This window comes from Listeria ivanovii subsp. londoniensis, assembly GCF_000763495.1.
Taxonomy (GTDB): Bacteria; Bacillota; Bacilli; order Lactobacillales; family Listeriaceae; genus Listeria; species Listeria londoniensis.
Map to the genome: position 1 here is coordinate 2,765,968 of NZ_CP009576.1, position 24,054 is coordinate 2,790,021.

The 24,054-nt window shown below is 37.4% G+C and carries 24 protein-coding genes; all 24 read right to left on the reverse strand.

The genetic code is table 11. The annotated features are described in order from the left end of the window. Window positions 1-124 precede the first annotated feature (124 nt). Window positions 125-1,366: a serine hydroxymethyltransferase gene (gene glyA, locus JL53_RS13595; RefSeq protein WP_038407892.1), complete on the reverse strand. Its 1,242-nt coding sequence runs from the start codon at window positions 1,364-1,366 to the stop codon at window positions 125-127. Between the two features lie 135 nt (window positions 1,367-1,501). Then, complete coding sequence (locus JL53_RS13600) at window positions 1,502-1,909, reverse strand: low molecular weight protein arginine phosphatase (RefSeq protein WP_038407893.1); 408 nt, start codon at window positions 1,907-1,909, stop codon at window positions 1,502-1,504. Then, window positions 1,906-2,943 carry an L-threonylcarbamoyladenylate synthase gene (locus JL53_RS13605; protein WP_003720859.1) on the reverse strand — a complete coding sequence of 346 codons (1,038 nt, stop codon included), beginning with the start codon at window positions 2,941-2,943 and terminating at the stop codon, window positions 1,906-1,908. Before JL53_RS13605 ends, JL53_RS13600 begins: the two co-directional genes overlap by 4 nt. Before the next feature lie 301 nt (window positions 2,944-3,244). After that, window positions 3,245-4,096 (reverse strand): peptide chain release factor N(5)-glutamine methyltransferase, encoded by an 852-nt coding sequence (gene prmC / locus JL53_RS13610; RefSeq protein WP_038407894.1) that lies wholly within the window; start codon window positions 4,094-4,096, stop codon window positions 3,245-3,247. Beyond that, on the reverse strand, window positions 4,083-5,159 hold the full coding sequence (prfA, locus tag JL53_RS13615) for a peptide chain release factor 1 (RefSeq protein ID WP_014093751.1): 1,077 nt from the start codon (window positions 5,157-5,159) through the stop codon (window positions 4,083-4,085). Before prfA ends, prmC begins: the two co-directional genes overlap by 14 nt. Window positions 5,160-5,181: 22 nt before the next feature. Then, window positions 5,182-5,757, reverse strand: a complete 576-nt coding sequence (locus JL53_RS13620) for a thymidine kinase (protein WP_038407895.1) — start codon at window positions 5,755-5,757, stop codon at window positions 5,182-5,184. A gap of 120 nt (window positions 5,758-5,877) precedes the next feature. Continuing rightward, window positions 5,878-6,744, reverse strand: coding sequence for a homoserine kinase (gene thrB, locus JL53_RS13625; protein ID WP_003721174.1), 867 nt, complete (start codon window positions 6,742-6,744; stop codon window positions 5,878-5,880). Beyond that, on the reverse strand, window positions 6,744-7,799 hold the full coding sequence (gene thrC, locus JL53_RS13630; protein ID WP_038407897.1) for a threonine synthase: 1,056 nt from the start codon (window positions 7,797-7,799) through the stop codon (window positions 6,744-6,746). The genes thrB and thrC overlap by 1 nt, the downstream gene beginning before the upstream one ends. Before the next feature lie 3 nt (window positions 7,800-7,802). After that, window positions 7,803-9,089 (reverse strand): homoserine dehydrogenase, encoded by a 1,287-nt coding sequence (locus tag JL53_RS13635; RefSeq protein WP_003720863.1) that lies wholly within the window; start codon window positions 9,087-9,089, stop codon window positions 7,803-7,805. 193 nt (window positions 9,090-9,282) lie between these two features. After that, a complete protein-coding gene (locus tag JL53_RS13640) occupies window positions 9,283-9,645 on the reverse strand; it encodes a MerR family transcriptional regulator (RefSeq protein WP_003720864.1) in 363 nt (120 codons plus the stop codon). 24 nt (window positions 9,646-9,669) lie between these two features. Continuing rightward, entirely contained in the window at window positions 9,670-10,824 is a 1,155-nt protein-coding gene (locus JL53_RS13645; RefSeq protein WP_234288519.1) for an MFS transporter, read from the reverse strand. A 16-nt stretch (window positions 10,825-10,840) separates the two neighbouring features. Then, the gene (locus JL53_RS13650) at window positions 10,841-11,164 is read right to left on the reverse strand and encodes a carboxymuconolactone decarboxylase family protein (protein WP_038407899.1); all 324 of its coding nucleotides are present in this window, start codon (window positions 11,162-11,164) and stop codon (window positions 10,841-10,843) included. 19 nt (window positions 11,165-11,183) lie between these two features. Then, window positions 11,184-11,597 (reverse strand): cupin domain-containing protein, encoded by a 414-nt coding sequence (locus JL53_RS13655; protein ID WP_038407900.1) that lies wholly within the window; start codon window positions 11,595-11,597, stop codon window positions 11,184-11,186. Window positions 11,598-11,705: 108 nt separating this feature from the next. Then, window positions 11,706-12,593 carry a LysR family transcriptional regulator gene (locus tag JL53_RS13660; RefSeq protein WP_038407901.1) on the reverse strand — a complete coding sequence of 296 codons (888 nt, stop codon included), beginning with the start codon at window positions 12,591-12,593 and terminating at the stop codon, window positions 11,706-11,708. Window positions 12,594-12,716: 123 nt separating this feature from the next. Next, window positions 12,717-12,962, reverse strand: a complete 246-nt coding sequence (locus tag JL53_RS13665; protein ID WP_003720869.1) for a type B 50S ribosomal protein L31 — start codon at window positions 12,960-12,962, stop codon at window positions 12,717-12,719. A gap of 100 nt (window positions 12,963-13,062) precedes the next feature. Further along, entirely contained in the window at window positions 13,063-13,500 is a 438-nt protein-coding gene (gene gtcA, locus JL53_RS13670; RefSeq protein ID WP_038407902.1) for a cell wall teichoic acid glycosylation protein GtcA, read from the reverse strand. Between the two features lie 36 nt (window positions 13,501-13,536). Continuing rightward, on the reverse strand, window positions 13,537-14,808 hold the full coding sequence (gene rho, locus JL53_RS13675) for a transcription termination factor Rho (RefSeq protein WP_003720871.1): 1,272 nt from the start codon (window positions 14,806-14,808) through the stop codon (window positions 13,537-13,539). A 105-nt stretch (window positions 14,809-14,913) separates the two neighbouring features. Next, window positions 14,914-16,185, reverse strand: a complete 1,272-nt coding sequence (locus JL53_RS13680) for a UDP-N-acetylglucosamine 1-carboxyvinyltransferase (RefSeq protein ID WP_038408262.1) — start codon at window positions 16,183-16,185, stop codon at window positions 14,914-14,916. A 115-nt stretch (window positions 16,186-16,300) separates the two neighbouring features. After that, window positions 16,301-17,374 (reverse strand): lysylphosphatidylglycerol synthase transmembrane domain-containing protein, encoded by a 1,074-nt coding sequence (locus JL53_RS13685; protein ID WP_003720873.1) that lies wholly within the window; start codon window positions 17,372-17,374, stop codon window positions 16,301-16,303. 3 nt (window positions 17,375-17,377) lie between these two features. After that, on the reverse strand, window positions 17,378-18,406 hold the full coding sequence (locus tag JL53_RS13690; RefSeq protein WP_038407903.1) for a glycosyltransferase family 4 protein: 1,029 nt from the start codon (window positions 18,404-18,406) through the stop codon (window positions 17,378-17,380). After that, on the reverse strand, window positions 18,399-19,682 hold the full coding sequence (locus JL53_RS13695) for a glycosyltransferase family 4 protein (RefSeq protein ID WP_003720875.1): 1,284 nt from the start codon (window positions 19,680-19,682) through the stop codon (window positions 18,399-18,401). The genes JL53_RS13690 and JL53_RS13695 overlap by 8 nt, the downstream gene beginning before the upstream one ends. Window positions 19,683-20,004: 322 nt before the next feature. Next, window positions 20,005-20,859, reverse strand: a complete 855-nt coding sequence (gene fba / locus JL53_RS13700; RefSeq protein ID WP_003749581.1) for a class II fructose-1,6-bisphosphate aldolase — start codon at window positions 20,857-20,859, stop codon at window positions 20,005-20,007. A 169-nt stretch (window positions 20,860-21,028) separates the two neighbouring features. Beyond that, window positions 21,029-21,949, reverse strand: a complete 921-nt coding sequence (locus JL53_RS13705) for a diacylglycerol kinase (RefSeq protein WP_038407904.1) — start codon at window positions 21,947-21,949, stop codon at window positions 21,029-21,031. Window positions 21,950-22,115: 166 nt separating this feature from the next. Then, window positions 22,116-23,714: a CTP synthase gene (locus JL53_RS13710; RefSeq protein ID WP_003720878.1), complete on the reverse strand. Its 1,599-nt coding sequence runs from the start codon at window positions 23,712-23,714 to the stop codon at window positions 22,116-22,118. Window positions 23,715-24,054 lie beyond the last annotated feature (340 nt).

The window sequence follows — 24,054 nt, forward strand, 5'->3', positions numbered from 1 at the left end:
TTTGATATTGAAAATTTCCTTCTCTTATTGTATCAGAACAGGACACAAGTGCAAGGATTAATTTGTCCCACACGAAAAAAACCGGTTTTCTCTAGTATTTATAGAAAAAACCGGATTACTTATTTTATAAACTTGGATAAAGCGGATATTCATTAGTTAAAATTCCTACGCGTGCTTTTACGCTAGCTAAAACTTCTTCGTCATCTAAATTATGAAGTACTTCTGAAATCAACACGCCAACTTTTTCAATAGCAACTTCATCAAAGCCTCGCGTAGTAACAGCGGCAACACCTACACGAATACCACTAGTCACAAATGGACTTTCTGTTTCAAATGGAATGGTATTTTTATTAACAGTAATACCAACTTCATCTAGCACTTTTTCGGCAGCTTTCCCAGTTAAGCCAAGCGGTTTTAAATCAATTAATAATAAATGATTATCCGATCCACCAGTTAAAACAGGAACATTGTTCGCTTCTAAAGTTTCCGCTAATTTTTTCGAATTTCGAATAATTTGTTCGCAATAAGTAGTGAATTCTGGTTGAAGCGCTTCGCCAAATGCTACTGCTTTTGCTGCGATAACATGCATTAGCGGTCCACCTTGAATCCCAGGGAAAATGGATTTGTTTAATTTCGCTTCCCATTCTGCTTTTGCTAAAATCATTCCACCGCGAGGTCCACGAAGCGTTTTATGTGTGGTGGTCGTTGTAAAGTCTGCATAAGGAACTGGATTTTGATGTAAGCCTGCTGCAACAAGACCAGCGATATGCGCCATATCAACCATTAAGTACGCGCCGACTTCATCCGCGATTTTACGGAATTTAGCAAAATCAATGCTTCGAGGATATGCGCTTGCCCCAGCAACAATCATTTTGGGTTTATGCTTTAGAGCTGCCTCACGAACAATATCATAATCAATTTGTTTTGTATCTTCGCGAACACCATACTCAACAAAATGGTATAATGCGCCACTAAAATTCACCGGACTACCATGAGTTAAATGCCCCCCATGTGAGAGATTCATACCAAGAACTGTATCCCCTGGTTCAAGAACAGCATGGTAAACAGCCATATTTGCTTGAGCACCTGAGTGAGGTTGAACATTAGCATATTCAGCACCAAATAATTTTTTCGCCCGGTCACGCGCTAAATCTTCCACAATATCAACAAATTCACATCCACCATAATAACGTTTTCCTGGATAGCCTTCTGCATATTTATTCGTTAGTACAGATCCCATTGCTTCCATTACTTGCTCACTAACAAAATTCTCAGATGCGATTAATTCGATATTTGCACGTTGTCTACCAAGTTCTAACTTAATTGCATCAAAAACTTCCTTATCTTGCCTTTGTAAATAGACCATCTGTGGACCCCATCCTTTTCTGATAAATTTTTCAAGTGAACTATTATGTATTATCTCTAATAATTACTTAAAATCACTAGAAAAGCAAGCATTTTAGAACAAAAAAACGCAAAATCCGATAGTGAAGCGCTTCACTTATAAAAAACGTTCGGAAATTGCACTTTTTAGCTCATAATAGGTTATTTCATACTGCTCGATAGATCCGCCATATGGATCAGGAATATCTGTTTCATCCAGTGAGATAAGTTTGATTTTATCTTTTGCTTTTGGAAAGCGATTTTTTAGTTCTTGCAAATGAATTGTTGTCATAACATAAATTTCTTCCGCCCAGTTAATATCTGTTTGATCAATATTTTTAGCTTGGTGGCTTGTATCTAAACTCATTTGTTCAAGAATTTCTCGTGAATTTTCAGAAATCGCAGCTCCAGTTATTGCATGAGTTCCCGCTGAACGAACTTCTAAATCTGGTCTTATTTCCTTTAAAATTTTTTCAGCTAGAGGGCTTCTGCATGTGTTTCCGGTGCATACAAATAAAATATTCATTCGCTAATCCTCCGATTTCCAGCTGCTTTTTCTAAACGATTCATTACTGCAGCTCCTAATTCTGTTTCAGGATAGACTTCTGCAAAAATCATATCAACTTCCACATGATCAAACGCTCGTAGTCCTTTGTAAAGTTGGTTAGCAATTTCTGCCATTGAACTAATACTTCCCGTTGATTGGATAATTGCATTTGTAGTTAATCCTTCGATAAGTTCTTCGGTCGCTAATATTCCTATTTTTTTATGGGCAGCTTCTGCTTTATTTATTTCCTTTTGCCAAAATTCTTTTGAACCTTCAATTAAATAAACTGGTGCTTTAGGGGCGTAATGTGTGTATTTCATGCCTGGTGCTTTTGGTTTTTCTGTTTCTTTTGTATCATTGGTCGCTAATTCGACTGGACCAATAATTTGCTCAATTTGCTCTTTAGTAATACCGCCTGGTCGAAGTATTACAGGAATTTCTGCTGAACAATCAATTACAGTAGATTCTACACCTACTCCTGTTTCGCCCCCATCAATAATTCCAGCAATTTCTCCATCTAAATCTTCTATAACATGACTTGCAGTGGTTGGACTTGGTTTACCTGAACGATTAGCACTTGGGGCAGCAACTGGGAGGCCAGCTTCTTTAATTAATGCCAAACTTACAGGATGTTCAGGCATCCGCACTCCTACTGTGGATAAACCGGCCGAAACATTGCTCGCTAAGGTATCTTTTTTTAAAGGGAGAATAACTGTTAACGGGCCTGGCCAGAAATTTTCCATTAGTTGCATGGCTTTTTGTGGATAACTTGCTACAAAAATATCCATCTGCTCACGACTAGCAATGTGGACAATAAGTGGGTTATCAGAAGGACGTCCCTTTGCCATATATATTTTTTTTATCGCTGCCTGATTCGTCGCATCTGCTCCTAAACCATATACCGTTTCAGTTGGAAAGGCTACACACTCGCCATTTTGTAGCAGTTTAGCCGCTTTTTCATAAACTGATTTATTTGATTGTTGCTTATTTATTTTCCAATGGATGGTTTGCATTAAATTCCAGTCCCCTTTACATAACTTCTACTATATTTTAACGTTTTCTTGTTTATTTTTACAGCATTGTTTTTTATTTTTTGTATTTTGTTGATTTTAAACACGAGTTATCCCCAAACTGTGGATAATAACTTTGTCAATGGGGATAACTTATTGTGAATTGTGGATAATTCGTAAAGATAAGTAAAAAAGCCATTTTATTTATTAAAATTTGATTAAAAAATTTTTTTGCACAACATTTTATCCACAGTTTTGTGGATAACTTAAAAATAAAAATGACGTCCCCATTACGGAAACGTCTTTATATCAATATATTTGAGCATGTTACATAGCGATCTTTGGAATTTATATCTTTGTGGATAACCACAGCGGAATGTGGATAACTTTTTTGGAATAATTGTTTTACTTTTTCCCCTTGTGTATAACCTATTTCTACTCCCACCCAAAAAGAAGGATTTAAGACAAATTTCAGGTCAGCTACAAAACGTTCATAGATTGCAAAACCATCATTCTCTGCAAAAAGAGCAAGCGCTGGCTCATTTTTTAAAACGTAATCTGACATTGTTTCTTTTTCAGCTTCTGAAATATATGGCGGATTAGCTAAAATCATATCGAAATGCTCGCCATGTTGTTTGAATGCTTCAAGCAAATCCGTTTCAACAAAGCGCACATCCGCATTTAACAATAAGGCATTCTTTTTCGCAATGGCAAGCGCTGGACCTGAAATGTCTGCAGCAGTCATTGCTATATTGGGAAATGCTTTCTTTAGTGCAATCGCAATAATGCCGCTACCAGTACAGACATCTAGCACTGCTGGTAAAGGATTCTTATTTAAAAAAGCTTCCGCACAAGCGACTAATTCTTCTGTTTCCGGGCGCGGAATAAGCACATCTTCGGTCACTAAAAAATCATAACCATAAAAAGGTGCTGTTTTTAAGATATATTGCACTGGCTCACCTGCTAAATATCGTTCAAAATCCTCTTGAAATTGTTTTTTATGATTCGACTCAAGCTCTCGGTTAATTTCCATCCAAAGTTCTGAACGGGAAAGTCCCATTCTTGTTTCGAGTAGAATTTCGGCAGCGTTTTGATCTAATCCTTTTTCAAGCAAAATTGCCTCCGCATTTTTTAACAACTGACTAATTTGCGTCATTTAAATGCTCCAGTTTACTTGTTTGATCTTCCAGGATTAGCGCATCAATAATTTCATCGAGCTTGCCTTCCATGATTTGATCTAGTTTTTGAATGGTTAAGCCAATGCGATGGTCTGTTACACGATTTTGTGGATAATTATATGTGCGGATACGTTCAGAGCGATCGCCTGTTCCAACTGCTGATTTACGGTTAGCGTCATACTCTTCCCTGGCTTCGCGTTCGAATTTATCATAAACACGTGCACGTAAGACTTTCATTGCTTTGTCTTTATTCTTCAACTGTGAGCGCTCATCTTGCATCGAAACAACAATTCCAGTTGGAATATGTGTCAAACGCACCGCTGACATGGTTGTATTGACACTTTGTCCACCCGCACCAGTCGAAGCAAATGTATCTGTCCGGATATCTTTATCATGCAACTCGATTTCTACTTCTTCAGCTTCTGGCAAAATAGCCACTGTCGCTGTTGACGTATGGATACGACCGCCTGATTCGGTCTCTGGAACACGTTGTACGCGATGGGCTCCATTTTCATATTTCATCCGAGAAAAGGCATCGTTTCCGTTCATCATCGCGATAATTTCTTTGTAACCGCCAATTCCGGTCGGGTTAGCGTCCATTATTTCTACTTTCCAACCGCGTGACTCCGCATATTTGCTATACATCCGGAACAAATCACCTGCAAATAAAGCTGCTTCATCGCCACCAGCTGCTCCGCGAATTTCTAGAATAACGTTTTTGTCGTCATTAGGATCTTTTGGAACGAGGAGCAGTTTAAGCCGTTCTTCTAGGTCTACTTTTTCTTTTTGAAGTTCTGCAAATTCTTCTTTTGCCATTTCACGCATATCGTCATCAAGTTTTTCGCTTAAAAGTTCTTTCGTTTCTTCAATTTGTGCATTCACGTTTTTATATTCACGATACGTTTCTACTGTAGCCGTGATTCCGGATTGTTCTTTGGACAAGTCACGTAGTCTTTTGGGGTCTGATACTACATCCGGATCACTAAGTAGTTCGTTTAGTTCATCGTAACGGTCTTCCACCGCTTGCAATCGATCATACATTTTATTACAACACCTCTTTAAATTATTTTATTGGTGGATGGGCATGGCATTTGCGACATACTGGGTAGTAATGGTCATTCCCGCCAATCATAATTTGCTCGCCTGTATAAACTGGCTTACCTTTGTCATCGACGCGAAGTACCATCGTTGCTTTTTTTGCACAAAACCAGCAAATTGTTTTCATTTCTTCTAATTTATCTGCATATAATAACAAATATTTGGAGCCTTCGAAAAGTTCATTCCGAAAATCATTTTTTAAGCCATACGCAATAACAGGAATATTTAAATCGTCTACAATTTTCGCTAATTGAAAAACATGTTCTTTTTCTAAAAACTGTGATTCGTCTAACAAAACGCAACTTGGCTTAGGGGTGATTCTTGCTACTACCTCGTAAATATTTGTATCGCTAAAAATAGGGATTGCTTCACGTTTTAATCCGATTCGACTGGAAATGAAACCGACTTGATCCCTGTCATCAATTCCAGATGTAAAGATGACCACTGATTTATTTTGTTCTTCGTAATTATGTGCGACTTTTAGAATTTCAATGGTTTTCCCACTATTCATGGAACCATAACGGAAAAATAATTGTGCCATAAGACCGCTCCCTTTAACTTTTTAAACTCTTTTCCTATTTTATCATAGAGCTGTACAAATTGGGACCTATAGTTTTCCGCTACATAAAAAAGCTATGCCTAATTGCGACATAGCTCGATTTTAACGAAAAATTTCTGCGCCACTGCCTTCCACCTCTAGGAGAAGCACATCCGCATTGATTTCTAAGTTTTGTAGTGATGTTTGGATATTTTGAGCTGTAGAACGAGGAGCGAAAACCAAAACGGTTGGTCCAGCACCACTCAAACAGGCTGCATATGCACCTTGTTTTTTAGTGATATTTCGAATTTGTGCTAAATGAGGAACTAACTTACTGCGGTATTTTTCATGCCATAAATCTCGTTCCATCATTTCACCAGCAAGTTTCATATCATTACGCAGAATGGCTGCAATCATGACATTTGCAATACTACTAGCTTTCACTGCTTCTTTAAACGGAAGTGTATCAGGTAGCACGCCCCTACTTTCAGAAGTTAGTAGCTCTGTCTTAGGAATAAAGGCAATTAAAGCGCAATCTGGGAACAGGTGGCGCACATAGAAATCTTCTCCCTCCAATTTTGCACCTACTACCCAGTTACCTAGGACAGCTGGCGCCACATTATCTGGATGTCCTTCTATTTCAGCTGCAATTCGTACCTTTTCTTCTTTAGATAGGTTTAATTCTCCAAGCGTGTTAGCTAATTCAATTCCAGCAACGACTGCCGCCGAGCTACTGCCAAGCCCACGTGCTGGTGGAATATCACAGGTCATTGTTAAATGATGTGGCGTGAGATTTGGCGCAAGGTTTAGCGCTGTCTCGATTATAACGTTTGTTTCATCGTGAGGTATCCCCCCGCCGATATTGTGTTCAACATACCACGCTTCAGCACGCTCGCCGATATCTAATGTTAAATATAGCGTTAATGCTAAGCCACATGAATCAAAACCCGGACCAAGGTTGGCCGTTGTTGCGGGGACTCGAATACGCATTAAGCTTTCACTCCTCCGCGAAGATGTGTACGCATTGCTTCGATGTCATCTACATGAGAAATTGGAATTTCATGAACGCTCATTGCAGTATCGGGATCTTTTAAGCCGTTCCCAGTGAATACACAAACAATGGTTTCCCCTTTTTTAATGGTTCCGTTTGCTACGTGTTGAATCACTCCAGCTAATGATGCCGCCGAGCCTGGTTCGATAAAAACGCCATCTTGCGCGGCAATTTTTTTATAGGCATTTACTATTTCATCATCGGTAACAGAATGGATATAACCTTTGGATTCATCACGAGCGGCTTCCGCAAGTCCCCAACTAGCTGGGTTCCCAATCCGAATCGCTGTAGCAATCGTTTCTGGATTTGCAATCGCCTTCCCTTGAACAATCGCAGCCGCACCTTCTGCTTCAAAACCGTGCATTCTCGGAAGACCAGAGTTATGCGCATCGTTCCATTCTTTGAAACCTTTCCAGTAAGCCGAAATATTCCCTGCGTTACCTACTGGAATAGCAAGTACATCAGGCGCTGAGCCAAGTTGTTCACAAATTTCAAATGCAGCTGTTTTTTGTCCTTCTAAACGATAAGGATTCACTGAGTTCACAAGCGTTACCGCTTCTGTTTCAGCAAGTTTTCGAACAGATTTTAATGCTTCATCAAAATTCCCTTGAATAGAAATAATATCTGCACCATACATAACAGCTTGCGCTAATTTTCCAAGCGCGACTTTACCTTCTGGAATAACGATATAAGCTTTTAAACCGGCGCGTGTTGCATAAGCTGCTGCTGCTGCTGAAGTGTTTCCCGTCGAAGCACAAATAACTGCCTCCGCGCCTTCTTCTTTTGCTTTTGCAACTGCCATCACCATTCCGCGGTCTTTAAACGAACCAGTTGGATTTAAGCCCTCATATTTCCCGTATAAAGTGACACCAAGTTCTTTGGACAAATTTGGTAGCGGAATTAATGGTGTATTCCCTTCTGCAAGTGAAATCATTGGCGTATTTTCTGTTACTGGTAAATATTCTTTATATTTTTCGAGTAAACCTTTATACATATTTTAACCCTCCACAACGGAATATTTTGCGAGCATTTGCATTTCTGGCTCATTTTTCACCCTAGCGATTGCTTGTTCTAATTGTGCTTGGCTTGTTGAATGTGTCACGATAACTACAGTTGCTGTAAAATCATCGTATGGTTGTTGTAAAATTTTGTCGAATCCTACTCCAGCTTCTGCAAAAATTTGCGTTAACTTAAGAAAGGTACCTGTTTTATCGTCCATTGTTAGACGAAGGTAATATTTAGAGAAAACTTGTTCTTTTGGTGTATGTTTTGTTTCGTGTTTATAACTATTGAAGGCATTACCGTTTGTACCTAGGCGACTATTTTTAGCAACGGTAATTAAATCACTGACCACACTTGTTGCGGTTGGTAATTCACCTGCACCAGGGCCATAAAACATGGTTTCCCCGACAGCAGCTCCTGTTACAAATACTGCATTATTTTCATAGTTGACGCCTGCAAGAGGATGCGCTTTTGGCAATAATACTGGTCCCACATTGACATTGACCATGCCGTTTGTTTCTTCTGCTGTACCAACTAATTTGATTTTATATCCTAATTGATAAGCGACTTCAATATCTTCAGGGGAAATCCCGCGAATACCATTTGTTTCCACGTTATCTAAATCTACATTCATTCCAAATGCTAGACGAGTCATAATAACCATTTTTCTCGCCGCATCAATACCGTCCACATCATTCGTCGGATCGGATTCCGCAAACCCTAATGCTTGGGCTTCTGCTAAAACTTCTTCATAGGACTTTTTCTCTGTCGTCATTTTTGTTAGCATGAAATTGGTCGTCCCGTTAACAATACCCATTACTTTTTGAATTTTATCCGCTGCCAGGCTGTTTACAATCGTACGTAAAATTGGAATGCCACCAGCAACACTTGCTTCATAAAATAAATCACATTTGTTCGCTTGTGCAACTGCCACTAATTCATCACCGTGAAGTGCAATTAAATCTTTGTTCGCAGTTACTACATGTTTTCCAGCTTTCAAGGCCTGCAAAATGTATTCCCGCGCAGTTGTGATGCTGCCCATAACCTCGACAACAACAGCAATTTCTGGATCATCCAGTACATCAGACGGATTGGTGGTTAGTTCAAAACCTTTTGTTTCATAACGGCGATTCTTTTCTAAGTTACGGACTAACACTTTTTTCACAGAAATATGATAGCCAGTTACTTGACTAATTTTTTCTTGGTGCTCTTCTAAAATATGAATAACGCCGCTTCCTACCGTCCCAAAACCTAACACACCTACTTGTAACTTTGCTTCCACTTGAAAACCTCCTTATTATTGTTTAACAAAACAGAAAATTTAACTTTTTTATCACCTACTCATAAAAAAGTAATTAGTGATATTATACGCAACTTCACAGGGAAAAGTAAACCCTTGGACAGAAAGTTTTTATTTTTGGCTGTTTGTAAAAAAAGACACCCTATATCTATCAGGTGTCTCTAACAATCATCTATTAGCTAAATTGTTTTATTTTTGCTTCATAATTTTTTATTTTAAACCCTAATTTTGAGACTGTTTCATTTATTTGCGCTTGTTTTTCTAAGAGTTTTTCATATTCAAGATCAAGAATTTTTTTCCGTTCTTCAAGAGTAACATCCCCTAATTGAAATAACTCGGTATATTGGGCTAACGACTCGATTGATAATCCTGCACTGCGCATACATTTAATAAATTCAATCCACTTCAAATCTTCAGCAGAATAATCTCTTATTCCTGATGCATTTCGTTTGATTGGTTTAATAAGCCCTTGTTGCTCATAATACCGTAATGTTGCTGGGGTAATATTTTGACGAATCGCTACTTCTGAAATATTCAATTTAAATTCCTCCTCCACACTTTTTTAAACCGTCATATATTTATGAAAAATTAGTGTAATAACGCTAATGCACCCTAAGGATATTCCCATAATTACGATTTGAGTACCCGCGCTTGAGTTACCACTAAAACTAGAAATGATCTGTGAAGCATACGGAGAAAGTGTTGCGCCTAGATTATATGCTACTAAAACAATTGTTGCGCCAAATTTAGCCACTTTTTCGCCGCCAGTAGTAAGTATGTGCATAAAATAAGGCATAATATTACGAAATGAAAATCCTAAAACTAACGAACAAACCAACGTGAAAATAAGAGAGGTAGAAATGCTAGTGAAGAAAATACTCAGACCTGCAGTAAAAGTTGCGATTGGTAGTAACCAGCCTTTTAAATATGTATATGTTCTACCGAATAAATTTCCTGCAATAAAGGCCCCAGCTCCAATAGCGGCAATCATGTTACTTCCATTTGTAGCATCCCCTATGCCTTGTTCAATCAAAAGCGGTGTGATTTGCAAATTATAATTTATAAATAGCAGGACAATGCAGAATAAAACAAATCCTAAAATAATTGACCTAGTTTTCCGTTCCTTTGAAATCATGCTTGATTGAGTTTTTTCTTCATTGCTCGCTGTTTGTACTCGTTGGTTTGGAATGAAAATCGCAACAAAAATCAAACTTATAATTGCAAAACTATACACCCAAAAAGAACTATTCCAACTTATTTTGATTAATTGTCCAACGCCAATCGTCATAATAATACCGCCAAGACCTTCACAAGCACTTTCTAACCCCAGCGCTTTTGCCTTTTTTCCAGTGTCGCTTTGATACAAACTACTAATCATTTGAATAAGCAGCCGATTAAATAACCCAATCCCTAAACCTAGTAGACATCTTGAAAGAAATAGAACGAGAAAACTACCTTGAAACCAAGCAGGCAACGTTCCAAAAAAACCAACAATAACTAGCCCTAAAATAATAGTGTATTTCCTTCCTATCATTTTCTCAACCACACTAGTTAAAAAGACCCCGACTATTAAAAATAACGATGGTACTGTTGTTAAAAGTCCTACGTATACGGGATTTACATTATTAAAACTTTGAGTAATGGCAGGGATATTGGCAGAAATAGCTGGTGCCGAGTTAACGATTAAGGCAACTGATAATAAAGCTAGCAACTTCATCGAAAAGAAATTCTTTTTAGTCTTCATTGTTATCAAAAATTTCTTTTGCTAAATTAAAAGCTGACCACGCTTTTGGCCATCCAGTATAGAAAGCAAGATGTGTAATTAATGCAACTATTTCTTCTTTTGTTACACCATTTTCTTTTGCAATTTTCAAATGAGCTTCTAGTTGTGGTACTCCTTGCGTGAGTAAACTTGAAACCGTGATTAAACTGCGATCTCTCGGTGATAATTCTGCTTCACGTGCCCATACTTCGCCAAATAACACATCATCGTTTAACGCAGCAAATTGAGGAGCGAATTCACCTAAATTATTTCTATCCGCCGTTTGTTTTTTCATTTTTCGCAACCTACTTTCTTTATTTTTTTAATGATAAATAGTCCGCATCGGAAACAGCCTCTAACCACTCAGGTGTCCCCGCAGTAATCGCAATATGTTCAAACCAACTGTCATTAGTTGCTCCGTGCCAATGTTTTATACCATCATGAGTCACAACAACATCCCCAGCCTGTAGGAATTGTGCTGCCTTTCCTTCTTCTTGATACCAACCTTCTCCACCAGTTACTAATAAAATTTGGAAACCATCATGGTGAATATGCCAATTATTTCGGCATCCTGGTTCAAAGGTGACATTTCCGACACCGACATTTATAGCAGAATCAGCTACAAGCGTCTTTAAATAGCTTTGCCCAACAAAAAATTGCGCGAAAGTCTCATTCTTATCTCCACTTGGAAAAATTACACCATTTCTCACTTCTTCAAATTTTGCCATTTTCTATCTCCTCCATTCAACCTCAAAAAAGCTGTCACATAAACTAAGGGATTCCCTTACAAGTTTATGTTACAGCTTACTTTAACTATCGTCCAATACTTCTTAAGCTTAGTTCCATGCCTTTAAAGCATCTTGTATTTTTTTAATAAAGGTGAGTACCGTGTTACTAAGAATGGTTTCTTTCTTCCAAACAAGTACGCAATTGGTTTCATGCTTTGGCGTAAGTGGGAGGAATTTTATATTGTTTTTTTGGTTATTGGTGGCCCCTTTAATCGCAAAAGCCACACCAACTTTTTTTTCAACCAACGAAATAACATTAAAAATCAAATTATATTTACCAACAATATTCAACTCTGCTTCTTCAAAACCGCCCCACTCACAAAGCATCTTTTGAACTTCTTTTCGACCAGACCAAATTAAAGGTAGACCTAAAATTTCTTTTGGTGAAATATCTTCTTGCTTGGCCAATAAATCCTCCGCCGATACAAGCACTCCCCAAAGTTCTTTATCAGGTAAAACTAATTTGTTATAATTATTGGTTGGCACAGGATCAATTAAAACGGCTATGTCTAGTAACCCTTTGTCCAGCCTTTCTGTAATATCATTACTTGTTCCACTATATATGTTGAACGTTACTTGTGGATGGTCGGCAATCATTTCTTCCAGCATTTCCGCTAAAAAATGGGAACTATTCGCTTCTACACATCCAATGGAAATTTGTCCTTTCAAAAGGGCATTTTGGTATTTAGCAAATTCTTGTTCCGTCTTTTCATCTAGCTCAATAATTTCTTCTGCTCTTTTTTTCAAAAATAACCCTGGTTCGGTTAAGTACAATTTTTTATTTTTCCTTATAAATAAATCGGTTTGCAAACTGACTTCAAAATCTCTAATTTGCCTGCTAAGTGTTGGTTGCGTGATATGAAGTTTTTTGGCCGCTTGAGTAATGTTTTGTTCTTCTGCCACAGTAAGAAAATATTTTAACATTCTGATTTCCAATTACTCTAACTCCCTTCATATTTTAATTCTATTATACACAAATTCTGTTTTTCTGCTTGAAAAATCCTTGATTAAATGGAAAAAGAGGATACCCAAGAAGGATATCCTCTAAAACTTTTTTGCTTATTTGAGACCGTATTTTTTGTTGAAGCGGTCCACACGTCCGTCTGCTGTAGCATGTTTTTGTTTACCAGTATAGAACGGATGCGAATCAGAAGAGATTTCGACACGAAGTAACGGATACTCGTTGCCATCTTCCCATTTAATTGTTTCGCTTGAGCTCTTAGTAGAACCTGACAAAAATTTGAAATCAGTACTAGTATCAACAAATACCACTTGACGGTACTCAGGATGAATTCCAGTTTTCATTTCTTTTCAACTCCTTCGCCCTGAATCATCTGAAACAGAGTAATAAGTGCTTTTACACACAGTATAAATATTATAACAATGTTAAAGCAAACAAGCAAGATTATTTTTTCACTTTGAAAATAATCCATTTACTAAATACATAGTTTAGTACAAGCACAATAACATTTGTCCAGATTTTCGCCCAAAGTTCATCAACTGATAACACGCTTATTAAAAGTATCATCACTAAAATGTCTACTATGTATGTTAAAAAGCGAAACCCAAAAAAGGAAGAAGCTTCTCTTGCTTTGTCTTGCCATGTCGGAGTGTAGCTCTCAAAAACATATTTTTTATTAGAAAAATACGCAAAAAGAACCGAGGCAATCCAAGCAATTGTATTGGCGACTCGATAATCCCAACCCAACACAGCTTCACAGAGCCAAAATGCCACAATATTAATAATGGTTGCAAATCCGCCCATAATCAAATACATAAAAATGCTATGAATCTTGTCTGTATACCACGGAATCTTGTCTAATAGTTGTCTAATTTTACTCATAAGCTATCTTCTTTCTCTCCAGTATGATTATAAATTTTATTTTTTAAACATCTCTTCTTGTAATAATTCATAAAACGCCTCATTATTTGCTGTTTTTTTCAAATAGCGGACGAAACGCTCAGAAATATCAAGTCCGTCACTTTGTTTTGGCATCGCTTTTCTAATTTTCCAAAGTTGCTCTAAGCGCTCTTTAGATAATAGTAGTTCTTCTTTTCTTGTTCCTGAACGACGCATATCAATAGCAGGAAAGACACGACGTTCAGCCAATTGACGATCCAAATGTAATTCCATGTTACCAGTTCCTTTAAATTCCTCATAAATGACATCGTCCATCCGCGAACCTGTATCCACAAGTGCTGTTGCAAGGATTGTTAGACTACCACCTTCTTCAATATTACGTGCTGCACCGAAAAAACGTTTTGGCCTATGGAAAGCTGCTGGGTCAATCCCCCCCGAAAGCGTTCGACCACTAGGAGGAATAACTAAATTATAAGCTCTTGCTAATCTAGTAATACTATCCATCAAAATAACTACATCTCGTTTTTGTTCCACAAGGCGCATCGCACGTTCTAAGACTAATTCGGCTACTTTAATGTGGTTCTCTGGCACCTCATCAAACGTAGAGCTTACAACATCTGCTTTTACCGAACGTTCGATATCCGTTACTTCTTCAGGGCGCTCATCTATTAGCAAGACAATCAATTCTGAATCCGGGTGATTAGTTGTAATCGCATTGGCAATTTCTTTTAATAGAACGGTTTTACCAGCTTTTGGAGGAGCAACAATTAATCCCCGCTGTCCAAAACCTATTGGAGAGATTAAATCGATTGTTCTTGTAGAAATCGGCGTTTTTTCTGTTTCTAAATGAATTTGACGATCTGGGTAAAGTGGAGTCAATCCTGGAAAATGCACTCTTTCTTTCGCAACTTCTGGATTCTCTCCATTGACTGCTTCGACATGCAATAATCCAAAATAACGTTCATTTTCTTTTGGTGGGCGGACTTTACCAGAGACTTTATCCCCTGTTCTAAGTTCAAAACGCCTGATTTGTGAAGCCGAAATATAAATATCTTCCGAACTGGATGAATAATTAATCGGTCGTAAGAAACCAAACCCTTCATTCGGGATGATTTCTAAAACACCTTCCATAAAGAAGAATCCCTCTTTTTCTGCATTTGATTTTAATAGCGCAAAAATCAGCTCTCTTTTGGTTAGTTTGCTATAATAGGCAATTTTATGTTCTTTTGCTAGGGCATAAATATCTTTAATTGTTAAACTTTCTAAGTATGCAATGGACAGTTTAGCCATATATGTACCACCTTTTTTTGAGTTAATAATTTTTTCGGGAATAAGTAATTATGAGGCTAGTAGAGGGAAGGCCGAAACGAATTTCTTCGTTCAGCCTTTATTTTTTCAGATTTTTGTTTCCGCTGTACTGCTACGAGTGATATCGGCTCCAATTGCAGCGAGTTTTTCGATGATTTTACTGTAGCCACGTTCAATATGTTCTATACCATGAATTTCTGTTTGCCCCTCTGCTAGAAGTCCAGCAATTACAAGCGCTGCACCTGCACGCAAATCTGTCGCTGTCACTTTGGAACCTTGTAGTTTTGCTGGACCATTAATGACAGCAGATCTACCTTCTAATTTAAATTTCCCGCCCATTCGTTCCAATTCTGCAATATGCTTGAAACGACTTGGATAAATCGTATCGGTTACCACACTACTGCCTTCCGCTCGTGTCAAAAGTGCAGTCAGCGGTTGTTGCAAATCAGTTGGAAATCCCGGATAAGCATAGGTTTTAATATCTATTTTTTTTACTTTTTCTACTTCACCAACAAAAATAGCATCTTCCTCAATATCCATTGGAACACCCATTTCTGTCAATTTTGCAATGATTCCTTCTAAATGAGTTGGAATAACATTTTCAATCCGAACTCCTTTTCCAGAAGCTGCAGCGAGAACCATGAATGTTCCAGCTTCGATTCTATCTGGAATAATTGTATGATGACAACCGTGAAGATGCTCTACCCCGGTAATCCGAATGGTATCTGTTCCTGCTCCTTTGATAATCGCCCCCATATTACTTAGAAGTGTAGCCACATCAATAATTTCAGGCTCTTTTGCGGCATTTTCTATTATGGTTTTCCCTTTAGCTCGAACAGCTGCAAGCATAATATTAATAGTCGCACCAACACTCACCACATCTAAATAAATTCGTGCACCAATAAGTTCATCTGCACGCAAATAAATCGCACCTTGTTCATTAGTTACTTTCGCTCCTAATGCCTCAAAACCTTTAATATGTTGATCAATTGGGCGTGGACCAAGATAACAGCCTCCTGGAAGTCCAACAACCGCTTTTTTAAATCGGCCTAACATCGCTCCCATTAAATAATAAGAAGCACGTAATTTCTTTACATTCCCAGTTGGTAACGGCATCGAAATCATATCAGTCGGATCAATCACTGCCGTTTTATTATCATAACGAACATTGCCGCCTAGTTCTTCTAAAATATCATAAAGTGTATATACATCAGAAATATCTGGCAAACCTTCTAAAACAACTTCAGATTCTGCCAAAATTGCAGCTGGAATCAAGGCAACCGCGCTATTTTTCGCACCATCTACTTGCATAGTACCCGCTAATTTTTTGCCGCCTCGAATAACTAATTTTTCCGTCACAAATGCACCCTTCTTTCCTGAAGCTTCTAATACTTTATCATTATCCATTAATTTGTTTTACTTTGCAAGATTCTTTCACTAAAAAAAGCTTGGAACCATTGGCTCCAAGTTTCTATTATTGCGATACATTTTTTGCTGATACTTTTGCAAGGGCTTCAATTCGCGGCTTGATTTTCCTAGAGGCGGTATCTTTAACTAATAAAGCTCCAGCTCCAAACACAATACAGCTGTAGTAGGTAATGATTCGCCATAAAACTAGTGCCATAAGAAGTTTTGCTGGTCCTAATAGCATTCCAAATAATAGTGTAAAAGTATATTCAGCTCCTCCAGCTCCTCCAGGCGTAGGCATCACGGTTGCAAACATGATGATGAAAGCATGGTATGTAATTGCCATATAAAGTCCGATACCAGTTACACCAATTGCATGTAAAATAAAGAACGGAATTGAAAAGTAAATCCAAAGCTGCAAAGTCGTAAACAAACAACAACGCACAATTAATCTCCAGTCTTTCCCAATTCGGTTACTTTCTTCATGGAAAGTAATGATTTTTTCATCTAGCATATTCCGTAAATTAGTTACTTTTTCTTTCTTCATAAATAATTTTGTTGGTATTAGTAAAATATGCACTAATTTGGTCGTGAATTTTTGGCTTCTACCAACTAAAATTAGACAGGTAATAACCGCCACATGAACAGAAAATCCAAGTAATACCAAAAATTTCAATTGTGTCACACCAGTCATTAAATAGTGAATGCCAAAAATTAAAATGACTAAAAAGTTAAGTACAACCATTGCCTGATAAATAATGAATTTTACTAACAAAACTGAACTACCGCGCCCAGCATCCATACCTTGCTTTGTTAACATGACGAGTTGCGCTGGTTGTCCACCTGTTGACATCGGTGTAATTGTATTAAAAAATTGACCAATCATCGTAATCCGAAAAGAGGAAAAAAAACGTTGATTTTTATTTGCTGGTTTAGATGCCGTTTGTAAAACCGCTGCTTCCAAAAACCAATATAAAAACATCGCACCAAATGCAGCCGCAAGCCACCAAGGATTCACCTTTAACAAAGAGGCAAAGAATGTTGAGACATCTACATCTTTGAATTGCCAAATAATAAATCCGATACTAATCGCAAGTACAATAGCAATATTAAAAAGATTCTTCTTCATGCCTCCACTCATTCTTCATCGCTCCTTTGTTAATAAACCTTGATAAAAAGAGTACCATATCTCAGCTAGTCGGTCTTCTGAATAATAGGTTGCGCCTTTTTTTGCTGCTTGTAGCATTTCATTATAATAATTAGTATCTGTTTTCAAACGCTGGATTGCTTGAATAAAACCTTGATTATCTGCTTCTTTTACATAATAACCATCTAAAATTTCTTCGTATAGATCTAAATTTCGTAGCAAAATGGGAATATCAGAGCTCATCGCTTCTAGAATTGCCATTGGGAACAGCTCATTATAGGATGGCATAAAGAAAATATCCGCCATATTTATACAAGCATTCATCTCTGACCGATCGACAATTCCGATAAATTTTACATTATCTGGTGGGTTGTCATAAATTTTCTTTAGTTCCTCATAACCAGAAGTGATTTTTCCAAATGAAAAACCGCCTGCCCAGACAAATTGAACATCCGGAAGTTGTCTAGCTACTTCAACAAAATCAAGTACTCCTTTTCGATGCTGCACCTGGCCAATTCCAATAACCGTGAATTTATCTTCTGTAATTCCGTATTTTTCTCGAGCAACATTTTTTTCCGCTTGAGAAATTGGAAAAAAAGTTTTTTTAGAAACAAAATTTGGAATGTAGTGGATTTTTTCTTCTGGAATGTTATATGCAGTTAATTTAGGAATAAATGATGGATTTACTACAACAATTTCATCCATCCGCTTATAAAAGCTAATTAAATATTTATAAAAAACTACCCGTGCAATCCAAGGTAATTTTAAACTACCTTCCATTGTCTCAGGCAAAAAATGGACATACCCAACACGAATACCACGTTTTTTCTTAAAAAAAGTAGAAAGAAAAAAACGGAAATCAACAGTATGGTAATGTGTGATATCCGATTTTTTAAAACTATTAATCTGCATATCAATTTCATTTCTATATCGTTCTTCTAGCAAGTTTACAAGTTCTCGGTAAGCTGATGCTACACCTTGACCTTTGACTTTCTCTGCCGAAGATAGCATTGTCAACTTAATCACGCCGCGAAGACCTCTCTTTTCTGTGAACTTGTGTAGAAGAAGAAAGCGAAAATACTTGGGAAGCTATTTTGCTTTTAATTAATGTTGGCTTTACTTTGATTGAACCATTTTGCCGCTTAACACGGTAGATTTCGCGAATTTCATTGTAGGTAGATTCCACATTGAGACCAAACTGTCCTGCAGAAATCGATTCTACTTTTACTCTTCCATTCGCAGCTACCCTATTTGCCGTGTCTTTATCCGATAAGATTTGGACTAATAATCCTGCTAGTTCATCATCTTCATCGAACAAAAAGGCTGTATCTCGATCACTCAAAAATCCTTCAATACTTTCGTCGCGCTTAGCAACTACCGGCAAAGAGGCTGCCATTGCTTCAGCATAAGTCAATCCCTGTGTTTCAGTTGTCGAAGCACTCACAAATAGATCACCTAATTGATAATATAAACTAATATTTTCCCAATCGACTGCACCAGTAAAAATAACATGTTCTTCTAGATTTTTATTCTCTACTATTTTTTCTAAGTCTTTACGAACAGGACCATCACCAACAATTACGAGCTTAGCACTCGGTTCTTTTTGAAGTACTTCTGGCATCGCATTAATGATTGCATCAATATTTTTCTCATGGGCGATTCTTCCAAGTGAAAGGATTACTGCATCGTTTGCACCGATTCCGAGTGATTTTTTTAAATCTAAAATTTGTTGTTTTTCAACCGGAGCAAAAGAAGATATATCTGTACCAGTTGGAATAGTGTACATTAATTTATAAATGCCTTGTTCTTCTAGATGATGTCTTACTTTTGTTGTTGGCGTAATTATTGCATCGTAACTATCACAAAATGTCTTTGTCATTTTGCCAACCATTGAAGGAGTTAAGATTTTTCCTTTTGCGATATAATGCAAGTAATCTACATACATTGTATGATAGGTATGGATGGATGGAATATGATATTTTTTAGCAATTCGCTTACCCAAAAGGCCCAATGAAAATTCTGTATGGGTATGGATAATATCTAAATCCAAGCGTCCTACTAATTTAATAAATTTATTCATTCCTGCTACAGCTACGCGACGTTCAGGGAAAAATACAAAAGGAATACTGGGCAAACGAAATACACGTCCTTCTTCGCTTTCTCTATCAGCGTTAGGATCCGTTGTTGTAAATATATATACAGTGTGCCCTTGTTTTCTCAGTTCGTTTTCCATAATCATGATTGATGTAGCTACACCGCTAATCTGCGGACTGTAGGTATCCGTAAAAATCCCTATATTCATTACTAATCGCCTACTCTCTTCCTCGTTTGTTCATTCATCATTTAGTATATTATTATAACATAATTCTAATCATTCGTATTTCATAACTAATTTAATTATGACTCATTTAGTATGATAAAACATGCGACTGTAGCATGATTTTTAATCGGGAAATCTGCACTCTGCTTTTTTCTATTCCAAAGCTATAGCTATCATACCATATTCAAGATAATAACGATAATTAATTTCCTTCTATATAATAGCTTTATCACCACATAAAAATAACTGGCAAAATCAACTAGTGACTTTTGCCAGTTATTTTTATATCCTCATAAATTCAGTCTTACGCTTTACCGTTAGAACCAAACTCTTGAATTTTTTCTGTAACAGTTTTGATAATCGCGTCCACACCAGGACCGATTACTTTACGCGGATCATAAACTTTGTCGTCAGTAGCTAATTTTTCGCGAACAGCTGCAGTCCAAACGATTTGGCATTCAGTGTTAACGTTGATTTTGCTGTGACCTAATTCAATTGCTTTTTTAACTTGGTGTTCAGGAATTCCAGAACCACCGTGAAGTACAAGTGGAGCACCTGTAAGTTCAGAGATTTCTTTCATTTCATCAAAACCAAGAACAGGTTCGCCGTGGTAAGGACCGTGAACAGAACCTAATGCTGCAGCAAGTGCATCAATGTTAGCTTCTTTAACAACACGTAAGCATTCTTGTGGATCAGCATAGTTGATTCCACCAGTTACTCCGTCTTCGTCTCCACCAACAGTTCCAATTTCAGCTTCTACAGATACGCCTTTAGCATGCGCATAATCAACAACTTGTTTAGTCATTGCAATATTTTCGTCGATTGGATGGTGAGAGCCGTCGATCATTACAGAAGAGAATCCTGCATCGATAGCAGCCTTACAAGAATCAAAGCTTGAACCATGATCAAGGTGAATCGCAACAGGTACAGTGATTTTCAGGTCTTCTACCAGTCCTTCAGTCATTTTTACAACTGTTTTGAATCCTCCCATGTATTTAGCAGCTCCTTCAGAAACTCCTAAAATAACTGGTGCTTTTTCTGCTTCTGCAGCTTTCAAAATAGCTTGAGTCCATTCAAGGTTGTTGATGTTGAATTGACCAACAGCATATTTTCCAGCTAATGCTTTTTTCAGCATGTCTGTCATGTTAACGATAGGCATAATACAATTTCCTCCCTCAGGAATTTAGGAAAACCATTTTTGATTTCCCCTAAGATTTGAATTTCCGCCGTGAAAAATAGTGGCAGCTATTTTCCCCTAACAAAGTATATGATAACAGATTTGTGATGAATTTACCATATAAACAAGAAAATTTTATAGTGAAAACGCTTTAGCCTCTAAGACGTTCTTTAATTCTTGCTTTGTCTGCAAAAATTTCTAAGGCCTCTGGAATAATCTCTAGTGTATAAGGTGCTTTTCCTCCGTAAACACCATCATAGCTTACATTTAATTCCGATGAACTTTTAATTTCCACTTTATTTGTACGTGCATGAATTACATGCGGACTATTCAAATGTGTTCCTTTTTTAATTGAAACAAATAATTGGAACAGTTTTTGTGGCGATATTTTTTTCAAAATCAAAAGCTCAAACATCCCGCTATTCAGTTGTGCAGGTGGACAAAGCGTCTCCATCCCGCCTACTGAATTAGATTTATTAACAAAAAACAGCAAAATTTCCTCTTGAATTATTTGATTATTGTAGCTTATTTCTACTTTGACCGGTGATAGTTTGGGTAGAACTTTAAGTCCGCTGAAAAGATAAGCCAATCTACCCCATTTGGACTTCATCGATTCTTTTACCGCATAAGTTATTTCGGTTATCTTTCCACCTGCTGCATTATTAATGAAAAATTCGGTCTCGTTTGCTTTTCCAATATCGACCCAAATTGTCTCTTGTTTAGCAATAATATGAAGTGCTTCCAGTGGATCTTTAGCGAAATTCAATGCTCTTGCATAATCATTAGTTGTCCCGACTGGTAAAATCCCTAATTTTGGCGGATTATTCACTTGCATTAATCCATTAACGACTTCATTCACGGTTCCATCTCCACCTGCTGCAATTACTATATCGTACCCTTCATCTGCTGCTTGTTTTGCAATTGCTGTAGTACTTTTTGGCACCGGCGTAGATGGAACTAGAGTTACTTCAAAATCTGCCTTAGTCAAAATTTGTTCGGCATCTGGAAGTAATTTTCGAAACTTGTTTTTCCCAGCTGCGAGGTTGTATATTATCATCGCTCTTTTCTGCAAATTGCCGCTCCCTCTTTCCTATTTATATTGTCTAGTTTCCTATTTCGCCACGGAGATGTCAACTTGTTTGACTGGGAGAATTAGTAGTAATTAAAGAAATAATTTTTAGTCCAATAGTAAATACTAAAAAACTCCCAGACTAAAATTAGTTGGGAGTTTTTCTGTTTTATTTATTGTTAAGTGCCGCACCGATAAAGTCTTTAAATAAACTTTGCGGACGGTTTGGGCGAGAAATAAATTCTGGGTGATATTGGCAAGCGACAAACCAAGGATGGTCAGTTAGTTCGACTACTTCAACTAGCCGGCCATCTGGACTTGTTGCAGAAACAATCATGCCAGCTTCTTCCATTTGTTCTCTATATTCGTTATTAAACTCGTAACGATGACGGTGGCGCTCTTCTACAAGTGTCTTACCATAAGCAGCCTCCGTTTTCGTTCCTTGCTTAATACGTGCCGGATACAAGCCGAGGCGAAGTGTGCCGCCCATGTTTTCAATATTTTTTTGTTCCGGTAATAAATCAATAATATTATGTTTTGTTTCTGGTTCGATTTCTGCTGAGTGGGCACCTTCAAGACCAAGTACATTACGAGCAAATTCAACAGTTGCTAGTTGCATTCCTAAACAAATACCGAAATACGGAACTTTATTTTCACGTGCATATTGAATCGCAGCGATTTTACCTTCAATTGCCCGGTCACCAAATCCACCAGGAACCAAGATACCATCAACATCTTTCATTATTTCTGCTACGTTTTCTTTCGTTACTTTTTCGGAATCAATCCAATCGATTTCGATTTCAGCGTCATGATCATAACCTGCATGGCGAAGTGCTTCTGCTACAGATAGGTAGGCATCTTGTAAAGAAACATATTTACCTACAAGACCAATACGAACTTTTTTGGATAGATTTTTCACGCGATGTACTAGATCTTTCCAATCAGTCATTTCAGCTTGTGGTGCTTCTAATTGTAAATGTTCTAGGACAATATCATCCATTTTTTGTTTTTGAAGTGAAAGTGGTACATTGTAAAGTGTTTCTTCATCACGAGACTCAATAACCTCTGAAGCTTTAATGTCACAAAATAGAGCAATTTTATCTTTCATCTCTTGGGAAACTGGCTGCTCCGTACGAACAACGATAATGTTTGGTTGAATTCCTAAGCTACGAAGTTCTTTTACGCTATGTTGCGTTGGTTTAGTTTTCATTTCGCCAGCTGCTTTGATGTATGGAATTAAAGTTGTGTGAATGTAAAGAACATTTTCCGCACCTACATCCCCTTTAATTTGGCGAATCGCTTCTAGAAATGGTAATGATTCGATATCTCCAACAGTTCCACCAATTTCAGTAATAATAATGTCTGAATTAGTCATACGAGCTGCACGAAAAACACGATCTTTTAATTCATTAGTAATATGTGGAATAACTTGCACTGTTCCACCTAAGTAGTCCCCGCGACGTTCTTTTTTGATAACTTCTGAGTATACTTTACCTGTTGTTACATTGCTGTATTTATTTAAATTAATGTCAATAAAGCGTTCGTAGTGACCCAGGTCCAAGTCCGTTTCTGCGCCGTCATCTGTCACATAAACTTCCCCGTGTTGATATGGGCTCATTGTTCCTGGGTCCACATTAATGTATGGATCAAATTTTTGAATGGTAACGCTAAGTCCACGATTTTTCAGCAAACGTCCTAGTGAAGCTGCTGTGATTCCTTTTCCAATTGACGAAACTACGCCACCTGTAACGAAAATATACTTTGTCATGTTAAAAAAATCTACTCCTTCCTGAAATAAAAAACTTGCAGGGTTCTGACTATTTTCCTGCTGGGGTGGGAAATTGCCAGATAAAACAATATTGCGATTTTCTTTGTCGTACTTATCGCAATTTCAAGTATTTTGTAAACCAAAATAAAAAACACTCCGCCTACTTCATAAAAGTAAGGGAGCGCTGAATCTCATAAATATCCGTCCCTATAAAAGGGAGCCCAAATAAAATACTACTAATGATGGTAAGATAAGTCAAGCCTTTATTTTTTGAAACCGCCATCAATCCCTTTAAATCGTAATAAAAAATCAGATAGACGCTCTCGATAAAAAGGAGAGT

Coding starts and splice junctions, on each gene's coding strand:
- JL53_RS13695 (WP_003720875.1), bottom strand. CDS start 19,682: ATGAATATAGGGATTTTTACGGATACCTACAGTCCGCAGATTAGCGGT.
- glyA (WP_038407892.1), bottom strand. CDS start 1,366: ATGGTCTATTTACAAAGGCAAGATAAGGAAGTTTTTGATGCAATTAAG.
- JL53_RS13645 (WP_234288519.1), bottom strand. CDS start 10,824: ATGAAGTTGCTAGCTTTATTATCAGTTGCCTTAATCGTTAACTCGGCA.
- thrB (WP_003721174.1), bottom strand. CDS start 6,744: ATGCGTATTCGAGTCCCCGCAACAACGGCCAACCTTGGTCCGGGTTTT.
- JL53_RS13655 (WP_038407900.1), bottom strand. CDS start 11,597: ATGGCAAAATTTGAAGAAGTGAGAAATGGTGTAATTTTTCCAAGTGGA.
- rho (WP_003720871.1), bottom strand. CDS start 14,808: ATGGCTAAACTGTCCATTGCATACTTAGAAAGTTTAACAATTAAAGAT.
- JL53_RS13605 (WP_003720859.1), bottom strand. CDS start 2,943: ATGCAAACCATCCATTGGAAAATAAATAAGCAACAATCAAATAAATCA.
- JL53_RS13620 (WP_038407895.1), bottom strand. CDS start 5,757: ATGGCACAATTATTTTTCCGTTATGGTTCCATGAATAGTGGGAAAACC.
- fba (WP_003749581.1), bottom strand. CDS start 20,859: ATGCCTATCGTTAACATGACAGACATGCTGAAAAAAGCATTAGCTGGA.
- JL53_RS13685 (WP_003720873.1), bottom strand. CDS start 17,374: ATGAGTGGAGGCATGAAGAAGAATCTTTTTAATATTGCTATTGTACTT.
- thrC (WP_038407897.1), bottom strand. CDS start 7,799: ATGTATAAAGGTTTACTCGAAAAATATAAAGAATATTTACCAGTAACA.
- JL53_RS13650 (WP_038407899.1), bottom strand. CDS start 11,164: ATGAAAAAACAAACGGCGGATAGAAATAATTTAGGTGAATTCGCTCCT.
- JL53_RS13600 (WP_038407893.1), bottom strand. CDS start 1,909: ATGAATATTTTATTTGTATGCACCGGAAACACATGCAGAAGCCCTCTA.
- prmC (WP_038407894.1), bottom strand. CDS start 4,096: ATGACGCAAATTAGTCAGTTGTTAAAAAATGCGGAGGCAATTTTGCTT.
- JL53_RS13665 (WP_003720869.1), bottom strand. CDS start 12,962: ATGAAAACTGGAATTCATCCTGAGTACCGTCAAGTGGTATTTGTTGAT.
- JL53_RS13710 (WP_003720878.1), bottom strand. CDS start 23,714: ATGACAAAGTATATTTTCGTTACAGGTGGCGTAGTTTCGTCAATTGGA.
- gtcA (WP_038407902.1), bottom strand. CDS start 13,500: ATGAGTAAAATTAGACAACTATTAGACAAGATTCCGTGGTATACAGAC.
- prfA (WP_014093751.1), bottom strand. CDS start 5,159: ATGTATGATCGATTGCAAGCGGTGGAAGACCGTTACGATGAACTAAAC.